The sequence below is a fragment of the Microcoleus sp. CAWBG640 genome (assembly GCF_020883015.1).
Lineage (GTDB): Bacteria > Cyanobacteriota > Cyanobacteriia > Cyanobacteriales > Microcoleaceae > Microcoleus > Microcoleus anatoxicus.
This window is the reverse complement of sequence record NZ_JAHRFC010000010.1, coordinates 1-24,519: the sequence shown is the minus strand read 5'-3', so window position 1 is coordinate 24,519 and position 24,519 is coordinate 1. Positions and strand designations below refer to the sequence as shown.

The 24,519-nt window shown below is 45.3% G+C and carries 24 protein-coding genes; 12 read left to right on the top strand and 12 right to left on the bottom strand.

From position 1 onward, the window contains the following. Positions 1 to 57: 57 nt before the first annotated feature. Positions 58 to 492, bottom strand: coding sequence for a GxxExxY protein (locus AAFP11_RS07580; RefSeq protein WP_341736489.1), 435 nt, complete (start codon positions 490 to 492; stop codon positions 58 to 60). Between the two features lie 134 nt (positions 493 to 626). Here AAFP11_RS07580 and AAFP11_RS07575 point away from each other — a divergent pair, with 134 nt between their 5' ends. Together AAFP11_RS07575 and AAFP11_RS07570 are read left to right on the top strand one after the other, a co-directional pair. Continuing rightward, positions 627 to 1,832, top strand: coding sequence for a 4-hydroxy-3-methylbut-2-enyl diphosphate reductase (locus AAFP11_RS07575; RefSeq protein ID WP_341736488.1), 1,206 nt, complete (start codon positions 627 to 629; stop codon positions 1,830 to 1,832). Between the two features lie 122 nt (positions 1,833 to 1,954). Next, positions 1,955 to 2,452, top strand: a complete 498-nt coding sequence (locus AAFP11_RS07570) for a hypothetical protein (RefSeq protein WP_341736487.1) — start codon at positions 1,955 to 1,957, stop codon at positions 2,450 to 2,452. An 84-nt stretch (positions 2,453 to 2,536) separates the two neighbouring features. Here the strand turns inward: AAFP11_RS07570 and AAFP11_RS07565 are convergent, their stop codons facing one another. From AAFP11_RS07565 to AAFP11_RS07555, 3 genes are all read right to left on the bottom strand, one after another. After that, on the bottom strand, positions 2,537 to 3,343 hold the full coding sequence (locus AAFP11_RS07565; RefSeq protein ID WP_341736486.1) for an MOSC domain-containing protein: 807 nt from the start codon (positions 3,341 to 3,343) through the stop codon (positions 2,537 to 2,539). 105 nt (positions 3,344 to 3,448) lie between these two features. Beyond that, a complete protein-coding gene (locus tag AAFP11_RS07560) occupies positions 3,449 to 3,748 on the bottom strand; it encodes a putative quinol monooxygenase (RefSeq protein WP_341736485.1) in 300 nt (99 codons plus the stop codon). 277 nt (positions 3,749 to 4,025) lie between these two features. Beyond that, on the bottom strand, positions 4,026 to 4,712 hold the full coding sequence (locus AAFP11_RS07555; protein WP_341736484.1) for a hypothetical protein: 687 nt from the start codon (positions 4,710 to 4,712) through the stop codon (positions 4,026 to 4,028). A gap of 30 nt (positions 4,713 to 4,742) precedes the next feature. Between AAFP11_RS07555 and AAFP11_RS07550 the strand changes: the two genes are divergently transcribed. Then, positions 4,743 to 5,228 (top strand): hypothetical protein, encoded by a 486-nt coding sequence (locus AAFP11_RS07550; protein ID WP_341736483.1) that lies wholly within the window; start codon positions 4,743 to 4,745, stop codon positions 5,226 to 5,228. Here AAFP11_RS07550 and AAFP11_RS07545 read toward each other — a convergent pair. After that, on the bottom strand, positions 5,222 to 5,716 hold the full coding sequence (locus tag AAFP11_RS07545; RefSeq protein WP_341736482.1) for a hypothetical protein: 495 nt from the start codon (positions 5,714 to 5,716) through the stop codon (positions 5,222 to 5,224). The genes AAFP11_RS07550 and AAFP11_RS07545 overlap by 7 nt on opposite strands. A 268-nt stretch (positions 5,717 to 5,984) precedes the next feature. On the opposite strand from AAFP11_RS07545, the gene aroA reads away from it, so the two are divergent. After that, on the top strand, positions 5,985 to 7,340 hold the full coding sequence (aroA, locus tag AAFP11_RS07540; RefSeq protein ID WP_341736481.1) for a 3-phosphoshikimate 1-carboxyvinyltransferase: 1,356 nt from the start codon (positions 5,985 to 5,987) through the stop codon (positions 7,338 to 7,340). A 98-nt stretch (positions 7,341 to 7,438) separates the two neighbouring features. Here the strand turns inward: aroA and AAFP11_RS07535 are convergent, their stop codons facing one another. After that, the gene (locus tag AAFP11_RS07535; protein WP_341736480.1) at positions 7,439 to 7,876 is read right to left on the bottom strand and encodes a CAAD domain-containing protein; all 438 of its coding nucleotides are present in this window, start codon (positions 7,874 to 7,876) and stop codon (positions 7,439 to 7,441) included. A 194-nt stretch (positions 7,877 to 8,070) separates the two neighbouring features. Beyond that, entirely contained in the window at positions 8,071 to 9,078 is a 1,008-nt protein-coding gene (locus AAFP11_RS07530) for a 2-hydroxyacid dehydrogenase (protein ID WP_341736479.1), read from the bottom strand. A gap of 181 nt (positions 9,079 to 9,259) precedes the next feature. On the opposite strand from AAFP11_RS07530, the gene AAFP11_RS07525 reads away from it, so the two are divergent. The 4 genes from AAFP11_RS07525 (at position 9,260) to AAFP11_RS07510 (ending at position 13,274) form a co-directional block, all read left to right on the top strand. Then, positions 9,260 to 10,225, top strand: coding sequence for a BadF/BadG/BcrA/BcrD ATPase family protein (locus AAFP11_RS07525; RefSeq protein ID WP_341736478.1), 966 nt, complete (start codon positions 9,260 to 9,262; stop codon positions 10,223 to 10,225). Between the two features lie 224 nt (positions 10,226 to 10,449). Next, positions 10,450 to 11,106 (top strand): hypothetical protein, encoded by a 657-nt coding sequence (locus AAFP11_RS07520; protein WP_341736477.1) that lies wholly within the window; start codon positions 10,450 to 10,452, stop codon positions 11,104 to 11,106. A 98-nt stretch (positions 11,107 to 11,204) separates the two neighbouring features. Beyond that, entirely contained in the window at positions 11,205 to 11,663 is a 459-nt protein-coding gene (locus AAFP11_RS07515; protein WP_341736476.1) for an MgtC/SapB family protein, read from the top strand. A 729-nt stretch (positions 11,664 to 12,392) separates the two neighbouring features. Further along, the gene (locus AAFP11_RS07510) at positions 12,393 to 13,274 is read left to right on the top strand and encodes an aspartoacylase (RefSeq protein ID WP_341736475.1); all 882 of its coding nucleotides are present in this window, start codon (positions 12,393 to 12,395) and stop codon (positions 13,272 to 13,274) included. Here the strand turns inward: AAFP11_RS07510 and AAFP11_RS07505 are convergent, their stop codons facing one another. Beyond that, positions 13,275 to 14,012 carry a phosphatase PAP2 family protein gene (locus AAFP11_RS07505; RefSeq protein ID WP_341736474.1) on the bottom strand — a complete coding sequence of 246 codons (738 nt, stop codon included), beginning with the start codon at positions 14,010 to 14,012 and terminating at the stop codon, positions 13,275 to 13,277. 164 nt (positions 14,013 to 14,176) lie between these two features. On the opposite strand from AAFP11_RS07505, the gene AAFP11_RS07500 reads away from it, so the two are divergent. Further along, positions 14,177 to 15,256: a M23 family metallopeptidase gene (locus AAFP11_RS07500; RefSeq protein ID WP_341736473.1), complete on the top strand. Its 1,080-nt coding sequence runs from the start codon at positions 14,177 to 14,179 to the stop codon at positions 15,254 to 15,256. A gap of 25 nt (positions 15,257 to 15,281) precedes the next feature. On the opposite strand, the gene AAFP11_RS07495 is transcribed toward AAFP11_RS07500, so the two are convergent. After that, on the bottom strand, positions 15,282 to 15,515 hold the full coding sequence (locus AAFP11_RS07495; RefSeq protein ID WP_341736472.1) for a hypothetical protein: 234 nt from the start codon (positions 15,513 to 15,515) through the stop codon (positions 15,282 to 15,284). Positions 15,516 to 15,694: 179 nt separating this feature from the next. Here AAFP11_RS07495 and AAFP11_RS07490 point away from each other — a divergent pair, with 179 nt between their 5' ends. Beyond that, positions 15,695 to 17,851 (top strand): flavin-dependent dehydrogenase, encoded by a 2,157-nt coding sequence (locus AAFP11_RS07490; RefSeq protein WP_341736471.1) that lies wholly within the window; start codon positions 15,695 to 15,697, stop codon positions 17,849 to 17,851. Between the two features lie 56 nt (positions 17,852 to 17,907). Here the strand turns inward: AAFP11_RS07490 and AAFP11_RS07485 are convergent, their stop codons facing one another. From AAFP11_RS07485 to chlP, 3 genes are all read right to left on the bottom strand, one after another. Continuing rightward, the gene (locus tag AAFP11_RS07485) at positions 17,908 to 19,245 is read right to left on the bottom strand and encodes a hypothetical protein (RefSeq protein WP_341736470.1); all 1,338 of its coding nucleotides are present in this window, start codon (positions 19,243 to 19,245) and stop codon (positions 17,908 to 17,910) included. A gap of 253 nt (positions 19,246 to 19,498) precedes the next feature. Next, positions 19,499 to 20,143 (bottom strand): (2Fe-2S) ferredoxin domain-containing protein, encoded by a 645-nt coding sequence (locus tag AAFP11_RS07480; protein ID WP_341736469.1) that lies wholly within the window; start codon positions 20,141 to 20,143, stop codon positions 19,499 to 19,501. 686 nt (positions 20,144 to 20,829) lie between these two features. Beyond that, on the bottom strand, positions 20,830 to 22,050 hold the full coding sequence (gene chlP / locus AAFP11_RS07475) for a geranylgeranyl reductase (protein ID WP_341736468.1): 1,221 nt from the start codon (positions 22,048 to 22,050) through the stop codon (positions 20,830 to 20,832). A 478-nt stretch (positions 22,051 to 22,528) separates the two neighbouring features. Between chlP and AAFP11_RS07470 the strand changes: the two genes are divergently transcribed. Together AAFP11_RS07470 and AAFP11_RS07465 are read left to right on the top strand one after the other, a co-directional pair. Next, positions 22,529 to 22,918 (top strand): hypothetical protein, encoded by a 390-nt coding sequence (locus tag AAFP11_RS07470; RefSeq protein WP_341736467.1) that lies wholly within the window; start codon positions 22,529 to 22,531, stop codon positions 22,916 to 22,918. A 423-nt stretch (positions 22,919 to 23,341) separates the two neighbouring features. After that, positions 23,342 to 24,519, top strand: a 1,178-nt coding sequence (locus AAFP11_RS07465) for a DUF4114 domain-containing protein (protein WP_341736466.1), incomplete at its 3' end; no start/stop codon positions are given.

Sequence of the window (24,519 nt, the reverse complement as noted above, 5' to 3'; positions counted from 1 at the left end):
TTTTTTTTAACGAACCGCGAAGACGCGAAGAGCGCGAAGAAGGAAGAGGAGGAAGGGTTAAGATGTGAGAATTATTCGTTTGATGCCTTCTTTGAGGATCGGAACGTTGAAGTTGATCAGAAGGCCTAGGCTGTTTTTGGTCATTTTAAGATAGGAGATAACTTGGGCTTCATGGATGGGAGTTAGCTTTTCGACAGCTTTTAGTTCGACAATTAGGATATCCCCAACCAGAAAGTCTAATTGACCTTTGCCTACTGGATAACCTTTGTAGGTTATTGCTACTGGCTTTTTAGGTTGACAAGGTATCCCCCGTATCCGAAATTCAATTTCTAAGGATTCCTGGTACACTGACTCTAAAAATCCTGGCCCCGTCAGCCGATGCACCTCAATCGCCGCTCCAATCGCTCTATAGGCTAACTGTTCTACCTGTTCGCCCAGTTGTCTAATTCTTCTTTCTTCTTCCTTCGCGTCATGAGCGTCTTCGTGGTTCATTCCTTCTTTCCTCTCAATGTGTCGATCGCACAAATATCATATCGCTTCTTCGCTTCGATCGGCCGATCGTCCCGATCGCACCCCACCCGTTCTAAAATTAAAGGTAATTAACCTTAATTTGAAATAGACACACCATGGATACTAAAGCTTTTAAGCGATCGCTACAACAGTCGGAAAATTACCACCGTAAGGGTTTTGGTCATGAAGCTGAGGTTACGCAGGTGATGCAAACGGCTTATCAAAGCAGTCTGATTCAGGAAATTCGGGACAATAATTACAGGCTGGAACGCGGCGATGTCACTATTCGGTTGGCCGAGGCTTTTGGTTTTTGCTGGGGTGTGGAACGCGCTGTAGCTATTGCTTACGAAACTCGTCAACATTTCCCTACAGAACGGATTTGGATTACTAATGAGATTATTCATAATCCTTCTGTGAATCAACATTTGCGGGATATGGCAGTTGGTTTTATTGCTGTTAATTCAGGTGAAAAGGATTTTTCGGTGGTGGATAGTGGTGATGTGGTAATTTTACCGGCTTTTGGGGCTAGCGTTCAAGAAATGCAGTTGCTTAATGATAAGGGCTGCAAGATTGTTGATACAACTTGTCCTTGGGTTTCTAAGGTTTGGAATACTGTTGAGAAGCACAAAAAGAAGGATTATACTTCGATTATTCACGGTCAGTACAAGCATGAAGAAACTGTGGCTACGAGTTCTTTTGCTGATAAATATTTGATTGTGCTGAATTTGGAGCAAGCTGAATATGTCAGCGATTATATCATTAATGGTGGCGATCGCCATGAGTTTTTGGCGAAGTTTAGCAAGGCTTATTCGGCTGGTTTTGACCCGGATGTGGATTTAGCACGGGTTGGTATTGCTAACCAAACTACTATGCTCAAAACAGAGACGGAGCAGATTGGTAAGTTGTTTGAAAAGACTATGATGCGTAAGTTTGGGCCGGATAAGTTGAACGACCATTTTTTAAGTTTTAATACTATTTGTGATGCTACTCAAGAACGCCAAGATGCTATGTTGAGTTTGGTTGAGGAAAAGTTGGATTTGATGGTGGTCATTGGGGGTTTTAATTCTTCTAATACGACTCACTTGCAGGAAATTGCTGTCGATCGCACTATTCCGTCTTATCACATTGATTCAGCAGAACGCATTCTACCAGGCAATCGGATCGAACACAAGCCTTTGGGGGCTGATTTAGCGATCGCTGAAGGCTGGTTGCCGGAGGGTAAGATTGTGGTGGGTGTGACTTCTGGTGCTTCGACACCGGATAAGGTGGTGGAGGATGCGATCGAACGTATTTTTCACAGCAGTATTGTTGCTGTTGGTTGATGCCAACGTCAAACCACAGAATATCTAGGTATCGGACTGCTTCAATCAATCTGGTACCTGATATCCAGTCTTGCTCTGGCTTAGGTTAAAATGCTAAAATACTCAAAAAATATGGTAGTTAGGTGGATAAACTTCAGGCAGACATAGAGGCAATTTGCTCTCAAATTGAAACGCTACGACGGGAGCGCCAGCAGATTAGTATTGCCGCGATCGCCCCAGTAGGTGATTCCCCTCAAGCTATCGCCGATGCTTACCGCCGTCACGCGAGGGAAACAGCACAAGTGTCGGCAGAAATCAAGGGGATAGATGATGCGATCGCCGCTTTGTCTTCTCAATTGAGTCACATGGAAAACCACTCGGTTCAGGTGCGAAAATTAAGTCCGATGGAACAGCAAGTGGCAGAGGGTAGAAATCTCGCTCGCACTCATGCTGAACGCATTAATGAATTGGCTGCGGAATTGGCGCAGGAGGTGAAAGGGCTTAAGGCGATCGCCGACAAAATCAGCCCCAGCTATTGGCAGGTATATTACAAGCCTTTTATTACAGGTTTTAAAAGTATTTCTGTTCCTTATGTGCGATCGGACGGCGATGTTTGGACGATCGTCAATCGAGTCGTTTAGAATGTTGAATCAATCCTCATGCACTCCCTCCAGCAATAATTCAAACTCAACAATTCTGAAGGTAATTTCATAGCACCACATTCATTAAACAGCACTCAAAATATCGGCGAGTTTAACATGACCGCTGTTAATCACTTTGGCTAACACACCAGTTTGTGCGTGACCGAATTCTTGTTGCAGTAAACTGAGTAACGCCATATCCCGATCGCCCGTTTCTGGATTCACTTCTATATTGACACAGCGACCGATTCGTGCTGTAACTTCAATTAGTGCGTTACCTAGTTGAAACTGTTGACCGATTAACTCAAATTCTGACCAAGGTGCCATACCTTCTAAGACAATATTCGGGCGAAATCGGCCTACATCAATGTGGCTACCTGCCCTTGCTGTTAATTGGTCTAGTGTTGCTTGACTGAGTAAAGAAATATGTACGGGTTCTCTGTCAGGATAGCGAGTTTCGCCACTGCTATTTCCTGCTAAATACAAAGGTGAGCGTTGCGGGTGTCTGGCTTCCTTTGTGGGTTCAATGGTGGCTAGATATTCGGTAAAAAAGCTGCTAATGCGATCGCGCCCCGTTGCTGTATTTGTTGCTGCTGTTAATACTTCAACTCCTTGATGCTTAACTGTTAAAACTGCTGTTTCGGGTTCATACTGACAGGATAGGGCTGCTAAAGCTGGCCAATCGTTTTGGACAGCAAAATGTTTTTTACTCATCCACGGCAAATTTTCGGTGAGGTTTTTTTCAGTTTCAATATAATCTGCAAAGATTAAGGCAAAAGCTCGATCGCCCTTAATGCCGTGTCCTGATGTTAAGTCCAAGTCAGACATTGGTTGCGGTGTCAGACCTTTAATGGGGTAAGTAAATAATTGTTTTATGGTTGGTGTTGTCATCTTTTTAAGACCAGGTAAATTCAACTATACTCTTCCCCGGCTCCAGGGGAAGTAGGAGGAAAAAAATGGGTTACTAACAGGAATAAATTAGATTTCAACAGTCGCTCAAGCTAGCAATTCATAGCGACGGATATCTGGCGGTGCAACTGCTAAACCTTCTAATTTCATGACAGCCTCTTGAATGTGATTTGAAGCCAGATGTAGTTCCAGTAAATCGGAGCTTTCCCACTCTTCAACAAAGGTAAAATCGGTGGGGTCTGCCTGATTTTGCAGCAGTTCGTATTTGATGCAGCCCGGTTCTTGGCGAGTTGGCTCCATAATGCTCAGTAACAGGGATTTAAGTTCGGCTACTTTTTCGGGAAAGGCGACGAGGCGTGCGACTACTCGCAAGGTTGGTTGTGACATAGGAGCTAGGAAAAAAGAGAAGTACAAATAATCTGATTTTACTCAACATAACCCAAAAAGGTCAATGGATTTGAGATTTTAAATTTGAGATTTATACCAATTTTTTATGAGGCTGCACATATCTCGATCCCCCCTAGCCCCCCTTAAGAAGGGGGGGACTGGAAGCTTCTTGAAATCCCCCTTTTTTCCCCCCTTGGGGGCAGGGCTGTTTCATTCTGGTGACAAATCATCGTTTTGTAGGGGTAGTGGATGGTGCGTGCCTACCCTCCCCGTCCACTTAATCTTTGGGAGAAAAGCGCTTATTTTTGATAGAATATTCCCAGGCGATCGCCTCTGGGTCTTTTTCGCTGCTCCACTGGGGAAACTCTGGCTTAAGTTTCCACTTACCGATGGTGCTAGCGTGAACTTTAAATCTGCGGGATAGTTCCGTCTGGGTAAAAGATATTTTGGGATTGGTAGTGGCTTTTTTGGGGGAAATTGGGAATAAATCAGGACTTTTCATTGAGACTTTTTGCGGATTTGTTTCTGCTGCTTTGACAGGAATTTCTCCTATTTCCCCAGGAGTTGTTTCGGCTAGATTCCCAGTAGGAGCTACTTGGAAATAATACAAGATTCCGCCTTGCTCAGTCACTTCAAAATCTGCTCCAAACTCAGAGGCGCGCTCGTCTAGATACTCTTGAACTTTGGCTCCAGGGAGTTTGGCATTCATCGCCAAATCCAAAGCAGTGACTCGCCCTTGATTTTCCTTGATTAATCGGTAGAAAACTGAGTCTAAATGAGCCAGTTTATGTTTTTGTTGCTGCTGGTAGAGCTTGTAAGCCCAGCCCATACCCGCGGCGGTGGCGATCGTCCAAAACATCCCTCCCGACTCAAAACTGGCAACCGCCGTTAAGGAAATAGGCAAAAGTAGGGTAAGATATCCCCAAATGTTACCTTTCTGTAGGTTATTGCTGTTTTTTACCATAGTTCCTAAATAGGGACGTAGTGAGGATTAATGTACTTTTTACCAAAACAAATTGCTATCATTCTGCTCGTTGCTGCTTGCTGTTTGTTAACTGTTAGTTGCCAAAAAGACGACCGAGTTGTCGAGTGTACTAAATTGACAGAAATTGTCACTAAAGGCAACGCACTGATTGAAACTAAAAAAGACAGCAACGATACAGGGACTACCAAGAACTTAGCTAAAGACTTAAACCAGACATCGAAAGAATTAGAGTCTGTGTCACTGACAGACACCAACCTCAAAGAATTTCAGAATCAGTCAGTTAAATCGTTCCGGCAAATGGGTCAAGCAATTGGAGACATAGGCAAAGCTCTTGAGGCAGGAAATCGTGCTTCTACAAGTATAGAAGGTCGAGAGCAAATCCGAAAAGCTCAAGCAGATATTATCAAAGCTGGACATCAGGCGAATGATGCCGCAGCCGCTCAAGATGCTGTGACTGAGAAACTGATTAATTACTGTAAGAGCAAAACTCAATGATGGATTTCTAAATTCAAAATATATCGACCTAGTTGCACTTTTTCCGACCAGAGTTCGTATTCTAATCTCAGGTGTTCCGGTTCCGGCTTTCCTGTGAGAATTAATTGGCGGGTGAAGTTGCGAAGCCGTAACTGTTCAGGAGTTACTAGGGATTCTCCCTGAAGCCAATAACGACTCAGGCCGTACATCCCTCGCTCCCAGCAGTGACGGTAACTGTATTTGCCGTTTCCTTGCATAGTCATCACTACTCGATAGGGAGAAACTTCTAGCCACAGCAACCGGGGTTTTGTAGTAGTTGGTAAGATAGAGACTGGTTCGTTCGAGCCATCGGCAAATGTGCGATCGACTATGGCTGGTTCGTGCAACAACAAGTGAAAGCGATCGGTGTCTTTTTGATACAGTGTACCAGCAGTTTCAACGACTGACCATAGGGGTAAATCTGTGGAGATCAGTGATAGACTTACAGGCTTGCGGTGATGCGTCAGCATAATAATAAAAAATCTAGAATTTGTGATGGAAGATCAAAGGATAGAAGCCAGAAGATTTTGTCTCATACATCAAAAATGTAACATGGCCGATCGCAAATCTCCAATTGTTGTCGATCGTCGTTCAAAAGTTAACAGTTTGTAAGTTTACGTAAATACACGGATAAAAATTGTAAACTTTTCGTAATATTTGGTTTTTTTGTGTACATTACTGACTATTGACTAGGAAAACGCTAGGATAACTAACGCCATCTCATCACAGTTTATCTCAATGCAAGCTGCCATTATAACCACTACCCAAACCGGTGAAAGTCAAACTTTAAGCATTCAAAAACCCGCCTCTGGCTGGTCGCTACAAGGTCGGATTCGGATTCCTGGCGATAAATCAATTTCTCACCGAGCTTTGATGTTGGGTGCGATCGCCCACGGTGAAACAACTATTCAGGGCTTGCTGCTGGGAGAAGACCCCCGGAGCACAGCTAAATGTTTCTCACTCCTGGGAGCGAAAGTTTCGGAACTAAACACGGAGTTGGTCACAGTCGAGGGTGTGGGAATTGGCGCATTAGAGGAGCCTGTGGAAGTCTTGGATGCGGGTAATTCTGGCACGACGATGCGGTTGATGTTGGGGATTTTAGCCTCTCATCCAGGGCGTTTTTTTGCGGTGACGGGGGACAGTTCCCTGCGATCGCGCCCCATGTCCCGTGTCATTAAACCGCTGCAACAAATGGGAGCACAAATTTGGGGGCGACGAAATAATTCTCTAGCACCTTTAGCGGTACTTGGACAGCAATTAAAAGGGATTCACTACCATTCCCCCATCGCCTCGGCTCAAGTTAAATCTTGTATTCTACTGGCCGGTTTGATGGCGGAGGGAGAAACTACTGTTACTGAACCGGCTTTGTCACGAGATCATAGCGAACGGATGTTGCAAGCTTTTGGAGCCAAATTAACGGTAGATCCTGAAACTTGCAGCGTTACAGTAACAGGTTCTGCCCAACTCCAAGGGCAGAAAGTAATTGTACCAGGAGATATCAGTTCGGCGGCTTTTTGGTTAGTTGCTGGGGCGATCGTCCCTGGTTCCGAGTTAGTAGTGGAAAATGTCGGTGTCAACCCAACTCGTACAGGCATTTTGGAAGCTTTAGAAATGATGGGAGCTCACATTGAACTGCAAAATCAGCGGGTGGCGGCTGGGGAACCGGTAGCCGATATTTTGGTGAAGAGTTCCGCCCAGTTGCGGGGATGCACCATTGCTGGTGACTTAATTCCCCGACTGATTGACGAAATTCCGATTTTGGCAGTAGCGGCAACTTTTGCATCTGGTACAACCATCATTCGGGATGCGGCCGAGTTGCGAGTCAAAGAGAGCGATCGGCTAGCTGTGACTGCTGCGGAACTCAACCGCATGGGTGCTCAAATTACCGAGTTACCCGACGGTTTAGAAATTACCGGAGGAACTTCTTTAACCGGCGCTGATGTTGATAGTTACACAGACCATAGAATCGCGATGAGTTTAGCGATCGCAGCCCTGAATGCCAGGGGTACTACTAATATTCATCGAGCCGAAGCTGCGGCTATTTCCTACCCAGGTTTTACCGCTACTTTGCAACAAATTTGCCATCCAAATTGACAATAGTTATTGGTTATTTGTTGTTGGTTATTTGTCATTGGTTATTGGTTATTTGTTGTTACAACTAACCACTAACCACTAACCAATAACTACTCCCTTTAAGAATCTTTGCCGATAACTTGTTCTTTTAAAGATTCTATTTCTGCTAGCAATTCTTGGCGATCGGAAGCTTTGAGCAAATAGCGGTAAACAAACCAACCTGCATATCCAATGCCGATCAATTCAAAAGTTGGGGCTACCAAAGGCAGCTCATTCAAAGCATTGAGTACAGCCAGGGTTACTTTGACACTTACGGCACCTGTCAAAATTAAACCCACGGTGACGATCGGCTTTTGATATTCGGCGAAAAAATTGGATATATAGACTGGCAGTTCTGACAAAATAGTCAAAACTTGGTCTTTAATATCTTGGAACTGTCCTGCGGTGGTCTCTGGGGTTTCGATTTTCGTGATCGCACCTGGTTTCTCAATTACCATGTCGATTTTGGTGACTTCAGTGATTGTTTTTGTTTCCTCGGCAAAATTATCTTGTGTCATTTGATACTTTCCTCACTTGTTAAGTTGTATTGCAACCTGAGAATTGCTGTCGTCTAATTATCCGGTAATTAGTACAGCAAAGTTTCACAAATTGCAAGTAAAAAGGACTGACACAGCAACTCGGTTTCTGTGGGAGAAGTCCATCCTGTACGGCTGAAAGTAACGAGTTAATCTGATTGTAAGCAATGGGGATCTTATTTTTTTACCCGATCGAGGCTGATTTGATTGGGACAAGGGCGTCCTTGTGCAAAATCAGTGATATTGCTGATTGTTGTGGTAGCAATATTTCTCAAAGCTTCCTCAGTGAAAAAAGCTTGATGACCGGTAATTAAGACGTTGGGGAAAGTTAACAGACGCTGGAATATGTCGTCTTGAATTACTTGATTTGACAAATCATCAAAAAACAAGTCGGTCTCTTGTTCGTAAACATCTAAGCCCAAGTATCCTATTTTACCAGACTTCAGTCCTTGAGTTACGGCTTTGGTGTCAATCAACTGACCGCGACTGGTATTAACCAGCATCACCCCTTCTTTCATCTGATTGACGGCTGCTGCGTCGATCAGGTGGTAGGTTTCTGGTAGCAGGGGACAATGGAGACTGACGATATCGGAAGTAGCAAATAGTTCTGGAAGCGAGAGATATTCCATCCCCATCCCTAGACAATCCGGGTTTTGGGAAACATCGTATCCTGTGAGGCGACATCCAAATCCGTGCAGAATTTTGGCGGTAAGTGCGCCAATTTTCCCAGTACCAACGATTCCGACAGTTCGTCCGTGAAGATCGAAGCCCAACAGCCCTTCTAGGGCGAAATTGTTTTCCCGGACGCGGTTGTAGGCGCGGTGGATTTTGCGGTTGAGGGATAAAATCAGGGCGACGGCGTGTTCGGCGACGGAAAAGGGAGAATAGGCGGGTACTCTGACGACGGTGAGTTCTAAGTCGCGGGCTGCTGCTAAATCAACGTGATTGAAGCCGGCGGATCTCAGGGCGATTAAGCGGACACCTGTTTGGGCGATCGCACTTAGTGTTTTGGCATCTAATTGGTCGTTGACGAAGGCGCAGATAGCCGGCAATCCCGTCGCCAAAACGCTTGTTTCCATACTGAGGCGGGGTTCAAAAAAAACTAAGTCGTGTTGGTCATCGACATTGGCTGCTTCCAGAAATGTGCGATCGTAGGATTTGGTACTGAATACGCCGACTTTCATGATTTTTGCCCGAAATTATGGGAATATTTAGCAATTTTTTCCAAATTAACTGTACACCAGAAATTATACAATTAGCAAATTTGAATTATGTATTTTAAGAGCCACTAAAAAAAATGTTATAATATTATGTTTCGATTCAAATTCGAGTGTTTTTTTTGCCCGCTTGAGGGAGAATTTTGGCATGAGTTACGTATTTGGCATAGATGGCGGTGGTACTAAGACTATTTGTCTGTTGATGGATGAAAATCAGGTGGTTTTGGGACGCGGCGAAGCAGGGCCATCAAATTATCAAACACTGGGAATTGAGTCAGCCAAACAATCGATTCAATTGGCGATCGAACAAGCTGTAATTTCCGCTAATATCAACCCCGATAGCCGTCTCAACATAGAAGCAATTTCTCTGGGATTAGCAGGAGTCGGACGTCCCAAAGACCAGGAAATCGTGCAATTTTTAGTACAGAACTTGCAGTTGACTCCTAATTTACCCGTTACCCGGTCTTTCGGGCCGAAAAATATTATAATTTCCAGCGATAGCGCGATCGCACTCGTAGGCGGTACGGGCCATCCAGTCGGCCTCGCCGTTATTTCCGGTACAGGATCGATTGTTTTCGGACAAAACCGCCTGGGAAAAACTAAACGAGTCGGGGGTTGGGGATATATTTTAGGGGATGAAGGTAGCGCCTACAACATCGCCATTCAGGGTTTGCAAGCTGCTTTGAGATTCTACGATGGACGGCAAATTTATACCACACTTGCAGAGAATTTTCAAATACATTTAGGTCTAAAAAATCTGGAAGACTTGGTAGAAGTCGTTTACCGACGCGGTTGGGGAGTGAAGGAAATTGCTGCTTTAGCACCCATTGTCGATCGCGCTGCCACAGAGGGCGATCGTATAGCTGAGGGCATTATGGATAGTGCAGTGGCGGAATTAGTTTTAGCAACAAAAACAGCAATTTCAGGGCTGTTTAACCAAACAGAAGAATTTGAAATTGTGCTGATCGGAGGTGTGTGGGGTGGCGTGGGAAATTGCCAGAGTCGGTTTGAAACTGCTATAAGTGCGATCGCCCCTAACGCCCAAGTAATTGCACCCCGACACGAACCAGCTTTTGGTGCCGGCTTGTTAGCCTTAAATGCTCTTAACAATTGAATTTTGAGTGTGGAGTGTATCTTCCTTATCTTCCCAAACTTCTAAAATTTCCTGACTAGATCAATTTTGGGAATTTTTAAAACTTTTGATTATCTACCTTATCTTCCCAACTTGAGGAATTCCCACCTGTCATCATTAAACTATCAAAGGAACGGAAAATCAGAAAAAGTTTAGCAGTTGTGCGTTACCAAGTAAAGCAAAACCGAAGCAAGGACACAATTTATATGATTACTTCTCAAACATTGCGATCGACAACAGCAGCCATCCTCGCCCTAGGAATTACCCTAGGAACCAGTGTCCCACTGGTGGTAGCTACTCCCGCCACCGCCCAAAGATACTCCCAATTGGATAGTAGTATCAGAATTCCAGCAGGCAGTGTAATTCCAGTGAGCTATGAAAAAGATAAAATTGTGGTAACACCCGATGAAACCGCACCTTTAACTTTAAGAGTAGCACGAGACATCCGCACGGCTCAAGGTAGAGTTTTAATCCCCGCAGGTAGTGAAATTGTCGGTCAACTGCAACCTGCTAGAAGGGGTAATCAAAAGGGTACTCAATTTGTGGCTACAGAACTAATTGTTAGCCGCCGTCAACGCTATCGGATTGATGGAAATTCTGGCATTATTACCAGAACCGAAAAAGTTCAAAAAGGTGCTAACGGAGGTTCCCTCGCCCAAGGTGCAGCATTGGGCGCAGCCGCAGCCGCCGCCCTGGCTGGGATTACCGGCGACAAAGCCATCGCCACTGAAGAAGTATTGGGTGGTGCTGGGATCGGTGCTTTAGCGGGGGTATTGTTCGGGCGACGCAGTGTGGATGTGATTGTGATTCGCCCGGAAACAGATTTGGGAATCAGATTGCGATCGGATATCGTCTTGCGCTAAAATCAAAGTCTTTCTAATTTATTGTGGGGTGGGCTTCTGGGCAGCCCAAAAAAGCAATTTAGATTGATGTTATCCTAGCAGTTTTTAGTCGTAAAACATTGTCGATCGCAAATTTATTATCTCCCGAAAGTTGGCTAGGCATACTATTCAGGTTATGCCTAGCCTTATTAGTGGGTGGAATTATTGGGTGGGAACGTCAACTCCGACACAAACCAGCCGGCTTGAGAACACATATGTTAGTAAGTATGGGTTCTGCACTGTTTGTTTTAATCCCCTTGGCACTTGGTAAAAATGAAAATGTACGAGATGCCATAGAGCGTGTAATTCAAGGTATTGCCGCCGGGGTTGGCTTTTTGGGAGGGGGAGAAATCCTGCGACAATCTAAACAGGAAATAGGCGAAGTAGAAGTTCACGGACTCACCTCTGCGGCCGCTATTTGGGTGTCCGCAGCTTTGGGGACTGCGGCAGGCTGTGGCTTGTGGGAACTTGCCTTAATAGGCGCTTTACTATCGCTGTTCGTTCTGAGGTTTATTAAAAAACTAGAACGCCACAAATAGCACTAAAACAGATCTCAAAAAAACAGGTTTGTCCGTCCCTATGTGTCTATTGGTTGTGAAAAAAACTGCATATCATTTGACCAGGATCTTTTTGGCAAAACGGCACAAGTTTACCATCTTTTTTAACAGTGCTGCGACTACGACAGTTGTAAATTTCCCTAGGCTTTTTCACTCCATCAATACTCAAAATAGCCCTGTATTCCCAATAGTTTTTGGCGCTGCGTTTGAGATCGATAATACAAATCTGCTGTCCGTTGTAATTGCGGCATACAGATGCCTTAGCTGGCAGCGCGACCCAGAAAAATAATATTAATAAAAGGACAAAGGCAACACATTTCACGATTTAGTCTCTATGCTAGGGCATCACCTCTATCCTACAACATCGTAGAATAACTGTACGAGACCGGAACTGTATGTTTGACATCCAGTTAGCTGCAAATCTGTAGCAGTTGTGGGAGTGGCAAATAAAGGAATGATTTTCGCGTAATGCCACCATCCTAGATTCCTGCAAAATCTTCACAGGGTCTAAATCGGCTTGTTATTGAAGCATTAATCAAGTAAAATTGAAAAGACGGTTTTGTGTTCTCCCACACCATAACCTCCATGTGATTAACAAAATATTGGACATATACTACAAGGTAAGTTAATATAGAGATTAAGACCTTCTTCATTTTAATCGAAATTACTTGCAGCCCAAGAGTGGCAGTTGAGAAAGGAAGCTACTTGTTTATGAAAAAAATTAACCGTGTTGCAGTGATTGGAGGGACCCACGGCAACGAACTCACAGGAATTTACCTAGTGAATAAATTTGAGCGATCGCCCAATTTAATAGCGCGCTCTAATTTCCAAACTGTTGCCATGCTAGCCAATCCCAAAGCGTGCAAAATTGGCAAACGTTACATCGATATCGACCTCAATCGTTGTTTTTTACGAAAGGATTTAGAAAATTATCATCTCTCGACTTACGAAGCACTACGAGCCAAAGAAATCTACCAAATGTTGGGCTCAAACAATACGGATAATCCTGATTTAATTATCGATTTGCACAATACCACCGCCAACATGGGTATCACATTTATTTTGGATAGCCAGCATCCATTTAATCTGGAGTTAACTGCTCATTTAACATCTGTTGCTCCCAACATTAAGGTACTGGTTTCGGGAAAGCACAATCAAGATAGCTCTGTGTTGCGATCGATTTCCCCGTTAGGATTTACCCTGGAAGTTGGTCCGGTGGCTCAAGGGATATTGGATGGCAGTTTATTTCAGCAAACTGAGGAGATTATTGGCACAATTTTAGACTATGTAGAACTATATAATCAGGGAAAAATCCCTCCCGCCAAAAAACCCCTCGCCCTTTATCAAAAAATTCAGACTATCGACTATCCCAGAAATGAGTTGGGAGAAATTCTGGCAATGATTCATCCTCGACTGCAATTCAGAGATTATCAACCGCTGAATCCAGGCGATCCGATGTTTTTGACCTTTGACGGCGATGAGATTTTATACGAAGGTATATCGACGGTATATCCAGTGTTTATTAACGAAGCTGCTTACTATGAAAAAGGGATTGCGATGTATTTAACTCAAAAGCAAATGGTTGGTTATTAGTTATTTGTTATGAGTTATAGGTGATTGCTCATCGGTCATTTCTTGAGAAGCATTGGGGGATAAAAATTCTTCTTTAGACTCAGGAAATGATGAGCGAGATTGTTTCCATACTTCCAGACTCATAATGCAGGCTATCAGCCACACCAAACCAGCCGTATACCCCGCAATAATATCCGTGGGCCAGTGAACTCCTAGATAAAGCCGACTCAAACCAATAACCGCAACTAATAAAATTGTTAAAATGTAAATCCACCAGCGCTGTTTCGGAAAGCGGGAACCCAAAAAATATCCTAGCAAACCATAAATAACCATTGAAACCATCGCGTGTCCGCTAGGAAAACTGTAAAACCTAACGTCAACTGCGCGCTCCCAAAGTTGAGGCCGAGCGCGAGCAAAAACTTTTTTTAACACTAGGTTTAAACCCACCGCTCCCACACCAGCCAGCGCAATAGTTGTGGCTTCGGAGCGATGTTTCTGAGTCCACAAAATAATCACCAAACTCACACACAGCGCTAGTAACAAATTCGGTTCCCCCAAAAATGTAAAGCCGATCATGATTCGATCGCGCAGTGGAGTGTGCAATTCCTTCAGAGTGAGTAAAATAGAGGTATCGAAAGCATAAGTTTCTTTTTCCAGAACTTCCTTGGCGAGGGTGGCAAATCCCCACAGCGCCAAAGTGGCGATAGCAAGTCCGGCCAACCGAATGATTGAAATGAGCGATCGAATTCTAGAGCGCATTCATTTAATTAATTAAAAATCACTAATCCCAGACAGACAATAATACACCAAATCTAGGAAACGAAAATACCCGATCGACCGTCTATATTCTCGATTCACTATATTTTGAACAATTAATTGATTTTTTGGGACTACCCACCTCAGCTTTTAGCAACCATCGGCCAATGACTTTACTCTCAAACAAACAGATTTCGGCAATTTTCCTGGCTTTGGGGTTGACAACTATCTCTAGCTGTGGTTCTCAAAACCCAGTCAATACATCCCTAGTCACAGCCAACAGCATAGCCCAAAATCTAGTCTCGACGGCAGTGGCCCAAAAGCCCAACATCCCACAATTTGGTCAACCCATCGACTGTACCCTGGGCAAAGATTGCTTTATTTTGCAGTATTTCGATCGCGATCCGAGCCCAGCCGCCGTTGATTTTGGGTGCGGACGCCAAACCTACAACGGCCACGATGGTACGGACTTCGGCATTCCCGACGCCAAAGCAATGGCAAAAGGAGTCCCAGTTATCGCCTCCGCCGCCGGCAAAGTTTTGCGGGTGCGAGACGGTGTGGTAGATAAACGTTTAGAGAACGATACAGACAAAACCAACGTTGCAGGTAGTGAATGTGGCAACGGCATGGTAATCGATCACGGTGGCGGTTGGGAAGCGCAATATTGCCATCTCCGCCAAGGTAGTGTGGCCGTCAAACCAGGGGCGCAAGTTGCCAAAGGCGCTGTGCTGGGGATGGTGGGAAACTCTGGGATGGCGTCTTTTCCCCACGTACACATCACTTTTCGCTATCAAGGTAAAGCTGTAGATCCGTTTGTGGGTCCCGATGCTAAATTGGGCTGCAATATTGCCAGAAATCCAATTTGGGATCGGGCTGTGGACTATACTCCTACAGGTTTAATTCGCGCCGGTTTTGCGGGCAAACCACCGGACCAGAACGCTCTTTGGCAAGGACAATTTTCCGAAACCAAACTACCTCTAAATAGCTCTGCTTTGTTATTTTGGGTGCATAGTTATGGAGTGCTAAAAGGCGATCGCGAACAATACCAATTATTTGCTCCCAATGGCCAAACCATTGTCAACACCACCAACGAAATCAAAGCCCCCAGTCGCACTTGGTTGGGTTTTGTCGGCAAAAGAAACAGTCCTAATTCTCCTCTGACTCCCGGAGTTTGGCGGGGTGAATATCGCTTAATGCGGGGCGATCGAGTTTTAACGCAAGTGAAGCGAGAAGTCGAATTGCGTTAAGTTGAATTAGGTGGATTTATCTGGTTTAAGGCAAATTTTCCCAAGCTTGAGCCACAATATCGCTCAGCCATAGCCTTTGAGGCAAATCGAGGAGATGGTCGTCCGCCAACAACTCAGCCTTTAACTCATCGAGAGACTGAGAGCGCGATCGAGCTATTTTTACCACACCCGCGATCGCCGTTGCCACTAATTCTTCATTCAGCGGCTGCTGTCGCAAAGCAATCATTTCTTGAGGATTCGTAGGAATGGGATAATTCATGAGATTGCATACCGAAGGGAGTAGTTGATTCGATGCCCAGGCCACACCGAGAGCGATCGAAAACCTAAAAATCTGAGAACACTGTAAACTTATTTAAAACTAAATAAGTATTCGGGAGTATAGCGCACTTTGCTCCCTTGTCAACTCCCCCTGCTTTATGAATTTATAGAGATCGGAAAATGCAAGAAATTCTTTATCTAGAAGTCCCGACACCGGATACGGCGGCCGTATGCACTTGGTTGCAACAGGAATTCGATCCCGGCATCGGACAAAAAGTGATTACTCCTGACGGTTTTCGCCTGCTTTGGACCTCAACAGCCACCGCGGCCAAAGACTCCATCCCCCAAATTGCCAATCCAAAATCCACCGTTGCCACCACCAAAACACTCAGCCAAAATCATCAATCCACAGAACTTTCCACCTTTGTGTGGTCAGTTCAACGCACCACTTATTTAAAAGTGTTTCGTTTGGAAGATGCACCCCCTGGGGAAAAAAAATTCCTGGAATCGCTGAATTTGGGCTTGAGAAAAAAGTTTCCCGATCTATACCCAGAACCCCCAGTCATAGACCTCTCCAAACAGTCTATTTTTGAAGCTCTTGCCCCCTATTACCCCCTCACCGTTAAATACTTCCAAAAAATGCCCAAAGGCGAATACGACCTCCAGCGCGTCTACTGGTGGGAGCAGCGCTGGCGGGAAGGCACTCGCAATCCTCAACAGCCAAAACAAGTAGTGTTTTTGAAGGAAGAAGGCTCTTCTACTTCGGTCAGGGTAAAAACAGGGGAGAATGGACAAGAGACAATTCCAGTGCAGGATTCTGAGTCTTCTGTTTATGACTTAATTTATATCGGCGGGGCCTTGGGAGTGATTCACGCCGCCGTCATGGCTAGATTGGGCTACCGGGTACTGTTGGTGGAACGAATGCCTTTTGGGCGGATGAATCGCGAGTGGAATATTTCGCGGGACGAAATTCAAAGTTTAATTGACTTGGGTTTATTTACTGCTGCGGAAGTGGAAACCTTGATTTCCAGAGAATATAAGGATGGCTATAACAAGTTTTTTGATGCTAACAATCCGACCTTTGCTCAAGCACCAGTTTTACATACTCCCAAGGTACTAAATGTAGCTTTAGATGGCGAAAAATTGCTGTATTTAGCAGGAGTTAAATTGACCGAAGCTGGCGGGGAAATCTGGGACGAAACTGAGTTTATCAGAGCCGATGTTGAAGGAGAAAAAGTAGTAGTTCAGGGCTGCCACTTGCCCACAAAGTCCGATCGCACCGCCGAAGGAAGGCTACTGGTGGATGCGATGGGTTCGGCTTCTCCCATAGCTTGGCAATTGAACGAAGGGCGGGCTTTTGACAGTGTTTGTCCCACGGTGGGAGCAGCCATCGAGGGAGGATTTGACCAGGCAGTTTGGGATTCCGAATACGGGGATGTGCTCTACACTCACGGGGATATTTCCCGCGGCCGCCAGCTCATTTGGGAGTTGTTTCCCGGTGCTGGAGGAGAACTGACTGTTTATCTGTTTCACTACCACCAAGTCAATCCACAAAATCCAGGTTCTTTGCTGGAATTGTACGAGGATTTTTTTACAATTTTGCCTGAGTATCGTCGCTGCGATCTCGATCGATTGGTGTGGAAAAAACCGACTTTTGGTTATATTCCTGGGCATTTTAGTACCAACAGTAGCGATCGCGCCGTGGCCTTCGATCGACTAATCTCGATCGGCGATGCAGCTTCCCTGCAATCTCCCCTGGTTTTCACTGGTTTCGGCTCTCTGGTTCGCAATCTTTTCCGCTTAACAGACCTATTAGATACAGCTTTAAAACACAATTTATTGAGTGCCAAGCACTTAAACCAAATTCGTGCTTATCAGAGCAATGTGTCAGTGACTTGGCTGTTTTCTAAAGGGATGATGGTTCCCACGGGTCGCAGTTTGCCACCCCAAAGAATTAATTCCATTCTCAATACCTTTTTCGGTATTTTAACCGAAGAAGAACTCACCGTAGCCGAAACTTTTATTAAAGACCGGACGGATTGGTTAACTTTCAATCGTTTGGCCCTGAAAGCTGCTCGAAAAAACCCTTCTCTGCTGCTGTGGATTTTGGATTTTGTGAGTGTCGGGGATATTTGGCGTTGGCTGGGGAGCTACTTCAACTTCACTTTGCTGGCTGTGGCGAGTTGGCTGTTTGGATGGCTCCCCCAATTCGCCCGCAGGATACAGCCTTGGCTGGAACCACGGTATCCCGCTGTTTGGTTGTGGCTGTTGGTTACTAGCTACGATCTCACCTACGGTATGGGAAAAGGGAGAAAGCAAGAAGCCAGAAGCCAGTGAGAGTCCTAACTTTTCCAAGGAGTCGGGACTCTAGGGATTCTCTGTTTTTAGTTAAACTATCGAAAACTGGGTAATTCAATGTCAGCCAGCGATCGACGCTTTTTAGCAGGGCCCAGCGGACTGGTAATCGAAGTCAACCAGTGGGGTTCTGCAACAGCTATAGGTTGGGCTGCGCTCGATCGCACTTCTTGAATGCCAAAGGTTTCCACAGAGTTCAAAATTTTAGCAGCCCGCACCAATTCCGGGCTGCTATATTTGGCAGTACCATTTTCTGTTTCCGTTTGAGCAACCGACTTTGGAGCCTCGACAATGCTTGGGCTGGACTCTGTTGCTGCATCTGGTTGCGAGAAGTTTTCGTTCTCGTGTAACTCAATGCCGGATGCGGAGGCTAATGTGTTGGATTCCTGACTTACCGTAGATTCCGGGCCGATGGGCGCTTCAGAAGTCCCTACCTCTGGCTGGGCTTCCCATGGATCGGACCAAGGTTGAACAGGGGAAGTGTTAAATATGGGTGGCACCGGGACGTTTTGGCTTTTGACGGCGGCGAGTAAGGATTCCAATTGGGCGCTAGCTGTATCCTGTGGATTTTCCACCGGCTCGGTAGGGGCGATCGACTTAGGGTGTGGCATCTCCAAACTTTTTTCTAAAGCTGCTTTGAATTGCAGGGTGTGGCGCTGCTGACGGTGCAAGCGCGATCGCAATTCCTTGCAAACATTTTCTGTAGTTACTAGCTGGTGAAGTTGTTCGTTGTAGCGCATCACTGTCGCAGCAGATTCTCGCTCCACTGTGGCTAGCCTAGTTTGGCTAGTTGCTAATTGGTTAGTTAAGTTTTCGACTAAAATTTCTTGACTTTGCAAAGTTTGATTAGAAACTTCCAATTTAGCAAACAGCCTGGTCAATTGTGCTTGAGTGTTTTGGAGTTCGGCATTCTGCTTTTCGAGCAAGGCTTCGCGATCCTGCAACTTTGTTTGGGACTCTTGGAGGGCTGTTTCTAGCTGGGAGATTCGCCCTAAGAGATCGCGGTTACATTCATGCAGGGCTTGCATCAAGGTGACAGGAGTCGATCCTTTGCCCTTATGTTCGCTATTGGCCAGCAGATTTTTGAGATGATCGGAAATCGGAGGTATATCAGTCAAGGGAACTTCTGTCTGAGATGGCAAATTTTTGGCTTCAGATGTTGTGGGAATTGCATCTACACTGATGGCGTTGGGAAAATCGACTGTTTCCCAGTCTGTTTCTGGCGTGTCTACAACTACAGCCCCAGGATCTTTTGGAGTGGGGTCGATCGGCTCTAAACCCCACACAGCTAAAGAATCTAGCTCTAAGGGTTCGGCATCGGATTGGACAGCAGAATGCGGTTGTTGCTGATTGGCTCGAAGATCAGCTTCTGACATGGCTTTATCCCAATATTCACAGAGTCTCACATCTAGTTTATCAAGGTACGTCGTAGATTCAAGAATCCCCGTACCTTTAAGTGGGGGAGTGTTAACCTTAATAGATTCTCTGGGGAGCATCCCGATTTTGCATAGGCGAAGCATGACCGCTGTAAATCTCTGGTTATTACTAATAAGTTGTCTGCGGTGATGCTATAGCCCATACGAATATATTTGCAAAACACAGATGCACCTGTTGCGATCTGCGATCGCCCTAATCTTTAACAACTGCAAAATGTTTATCAAGGATGGCTGGAATTTCCGCAGGTTTGATGCGACTGTAGCGAGTTTTGTCTGGCATCACAACTATATTCGGTCCGGCTTTGCACTGTTTGAGACATCCGGTTTTTTGCACAATAACTTCTCCGGCTAAACCGCTACAATTCAAAGCATTTTCCAGAGCTTTACATACTGCACCACTGCCGCGCTTCTGGCAGTCAGATTTTTGACATACTAATATTTTGCCTGAGATTTTTGCCGGAGTTGGCGTGGTTGGAGAGGATGTGGGAGAGTCGATCGCGCGATCGGGTATCAGAATCCCAACAGATGTATGCTTGGTGTCTACCTCTGGCTGCGAGGGATGATGCTTGCTGTCTGAAAGTTTCAGGCTATAAGCTTTGAGCTTAACTTTGCCATTTTTCAAGTTTTGCTGTTTCTGTCCAGCCACTTCAACTCTCAATCCGGGCTTTAAAACCATAGATACAGAAGCCCGCAATTCCTTGCAAAGTTTCACCAGAAATTCTACTCCGCGATCGCTACCAATTCGCAAATACTTTAATTTGTCACCATCTTCAATAATCAGATTCAGTATTTCTCCCTCTAAGCTAAACTCTGAAACTTGCTTGTAAGACGTATACATGATTATTCCTCAATGGTTAACTCTATTCCTAAATTTAGACAACACTAATTTTTTGCATTAAGCATCGTCCCTGAGTGACATCAGACACAAGTTAAAAGCTAGATTTAGCAAAAAATTAAGAATTGTCCAAAGCCCTTCCTGAAAAACTTCGCTGTCAGCATAGCCGCTTTCTTTCTGCCTTCTGGAGATTTCCGGCTCTTTCAGGAAGCATTTAGGGCAGTTTTCGGACTACGGAATCTGATTGATTCAGTAGCGGATCGGCGCTCTCACCCAGAAGTCGGGACTCTGAGGTGCGTCTTTTTAGAGCATAACGCAAATGCTAATAATTCTCAATAGAATTGGTAAAAAATTTTTCCTAATTTGCAAAATCTGCCAATACCGCTAGACCCCCTTGAAACACTCGCCTATATTAAGTAGAAGAAAGAAGGAAGAAGAACCCCCCCTGCCCCCCCCAAGGGGGGAATGAAGAAGGAAGAATAGCAAGCCAGTAAGCTTTTGAGCGATTTGGATCTTGCATTTAATTAGGTGGACTTACTTAACGTAACGATCCACTCCTCTTCCTTCGCGCCCTACCCTACGGGAACGGCTTCGCCGAACGCGCCTTCGCGGTTCGTTAATCTTCGCTCTAAAAAAAAGCGAACAGCCTGGTGACTGCCCGCTTTTTTATACAAAGTGAGTTAGATTAGTTAAGGCGCCAAAGCATTACCGCGCAACAAACTACCAATAGTTTTCGCAGTAATCTTCATTTGAATGAAAGGATTTGCCGGCACTACTGTCTTATACAAATAGCTATCGAATGTGAGTTTCTGCACATCGCGATCGGCACACATTTCCACAAAAGCTTCGCGAGTAGCATCAGAACGGTAGAACACCCGTTGCAAAATGTCAAGCACCTTGTAAGTAATCCCGTAAGCTTTATCCCACCGCTTCAAATAAAGCTTGATTTCCTGTTCCGTAGGAATACGCGCGCCTTTATTGGAAATTTCCACAATAGTTTCAGCGCACATCCGGCCAGACTTCGCAGCAAAATAGATACCTTCACCCGAAGATTTGGTAACATAACCGGCGGCATCACCGACGAGAGCAACTCGGCCCACAACCCGGCGAGGACGTGGATGTTCTGGGATCGGGTGAGCTTCCACTTTAATAATCTCACCGCCCATGAGTCTTTTGGCAGCGCGGGCGCGAACTCCTGCTTGGAGCTTTTTGATGCTGGCTTGATTGACTTTCATCGTGCCGGTACCGACGGCTACGTGGTCGTATTTAGGGAATACCCAAGCGTAGAAGTCGGTAGAGACGTCATCGCCAACGTACATTTCGGCTAAGTCGTGGTAGTAAGCCATTTTATCTTCCGGCAGGCGGATGCGTTCTTGGAAGGCGATCGCATAATTGTAATCACCAGCATCGATCGCCTTGGCTACGCGGGAGTTAGCACCGTCAGCCCCAATCACCAAATCCACCTTCAGAGTTTTCTGAACTCCCATGGCACTGCCGTTGGAGTGGTCGGCATAGTGGAGTGTGTAGGGGTCTGTATTGTTGGCGGGAATCTCTAATTTATGAACAGTGCCATTAATCAGTTTGGCACCCAAGGAAGCGGCGCGATCGCGCAGGAAGCCATCGAGCACTTCCCGGCGGCACATACCGATGTATTCGTGGGCGTTTTCAATATTGATATCCACCTCGACGTTGGAGGGAGAAATCATTTTCATTTTTCTGACTTGGCGGTCTATAATGCTTTGCGGCAAGTCAAATTCCTGCACCATGCACAGGGGAATTGCGCCACCACAGGGTTTGGCGTAGTCTAATTTGCGCTCGAATAGGTATGTTTCGATGCCTGCTTTTACGAGTGTTTCGGCGGCGGAAGAACCCGCAGGGCCTGAACCTACTACTGCAACCCTTAGTGTCAAAGTTTTTCTCCCCAGTTTTTTTCTATAGGCATTATTCATGTGTGATGGTATCACGGACTTTCGATGCGGTGGGGTTACGGAGGGTAGATTTCAATGAAATGCAACAGAGCTTAACAGTTCGATACGAAAATTGTGTTTTGGGGGATATATTTGAGGTAATTTATTAAATTTTTCAGTGATTTGGAAGAGGAATGGACTGTGATGTGCGATCGAGCTATTGTCAAAAAGTCGTAGGGGCGGGTTTTACCAACCATCAGCGGCTAAAACTAACAATCTCATAAACCCGCCCCGGCTGAGATGTTGCACCAATAATGTCAATTGGGGATTTTTAGTGGGGTGGGGCGGGTTTATTTTAATTGTTGGTGAGAGTTAGAGATGGTTGGTAAAACCCGCCCCTACTTCACACGAATGGTGGAACTGAGAACCAATGCAATCAGTTACATTTAAATTACTTGCACTTATATCTAAAATTTTTCTTATGCTAGGTAATTTTCAGCAAAGCAACCTGCGGATTGAGCTTGAAGCTTCGGAAACAGCGATTCGGGATAGCTTACTGCGTCCAGCTCAATTGCAGCAGTGGCTGTGGCCGCAACAGTTATCTAAAGGTTTGCCAGAAGAATTTACTCAAGGTTTGACATTTACAAGTTGGCTGGGCCCGGTGGCTGTTCAGCACCACGTTGATATTGCTGAGTCAAATTGTCTGCGGCTGCTATTGAGTCAGGGAATTGACGGATTTCACGAGTGGTATTGGGGCGAAGGTTGGGTGCAGTCTCGGTTGGAGGGAGTGTCGCTGCTGCCGCTGAATTTGGGACAAACGGCTAGTTTGTTGCGGCTGCGGGAGTTTTTGGGGAAGGGTAAGGGGAAGTAGGAATTCTACTCAACTAGGCAAAATTACTTATTTATTAGTCCGCGCAGGCGGACTTTGTTTTTGTAGACGCGGTTTCAACCGCTGAGATTATTGCTAGCGATCGCATATTCTTTGTGAAGTAATATTGCAAAACGCATAAAAACTGCATAAAAACTCCGGCGCACTCCAGATAGATAAGTAGCGGCGGAAGTTGATGCGAGTTGAACTCATACTTTATGTGAAGTTGTATTACAAAACGCATAAAAACTGCATAAAAACTCCGACGCACTCCAGATAAATAAGTAGCGGCGGAAAGTTCAGCGAGTTTGACCCACACCCTGTGTGAAGTTATATTGCAAAACGCATAAAAACTGCATAAAAACTCCGACGCACTCCAGATAGATAAATATCAGGCCAAAGTTATCAGATTAGTAGAGGTGCATCATGTCTAATATATCGATCGGCAATCTGGGCGACAACTATATCTCCATCGACTTCGCCGGTAAAACTGACCCCACAGACACCTATCGTTTTAATCGACTCAATCCCGGCAACTTTCGAGTCACTGCTGAAGGATTTAGTTCCATTATCGGGATGCAACTCCTAGACAGTCAGGGAAAAGTCGTCAAAGACATCGAAACTAACGACACAAATTCAGGAACATTTAGCATCGATAATTTGGGTGCAACCAATTATGCACTCAAAATTTCTGCACCTTCCCGTGATACCAATTATCAAGTGAGTTTAACACCAGACGGCAAAGTTGACCCGCTGACAGGCTTAGGCGTTATCTCCGGTTATTTCACACCAGATTCAACGGGTCAAGTGGGCTTTGACTGGCTGCACGACGGCGGCAATTATCAAGGTGAAGTTGCGATTTTTAGCGTGCAGGGAATGGAGAATTTCGATCCTGGTTCTGAGGAATTCATCAAAGAATCAGCAAGACGAGCTCTGAGCAATTCTTTATTCGGACACGTCGTAATTTCTGACTCCATAGAAGGTGCAAATCCCCTATTTAACGGCAGTTTAGGAGAGGCGAATTATAACCAAGGACAGTACAGCGGTCCGAAAACATTTCTGATGAAACCGGGAGAGCCTTTTGCGGTGATGTTGATGCCAAATGGGACTGTGCAAGATGTCTTTAATAATCCCGATGCTGATGGCGATAAACGGCCACTGTTTTCCTTATCTAGCCTGAATCCAGATGATGCTTTGTTAGAGGGTCAAGTAGCAGATGTCACTGGCAATGGTAAGGCATTTGCGATGGAAGATCAGCGGGTTGACGAAGGTTCGGATAAAGATTACAACGATTTGGTTTTCAATTTGACTGGTGCGACGGGAAAAGCAGCGGCAATAGAGAAAGTTATCGATCCAAAGAAAGATTGGACTAAGCTTGATGGTGGCAAAAAATTGATCGATTATGTCAAATCTAAACTGCCGACAGACATAAAACCACCGGTAGCTGTAACGCCAACTGTGGAGACAAAACCACCGGTAGCTGTAACACCAACTGTGGAAACAAAACCACCGGTAGCTGTAACGCCAACTGTCGAAACAAAACCAACTGTGGAGACAAAACCACCGGTAGCTGTAACGCCAACTGTGGAAACAAAACCAACTGT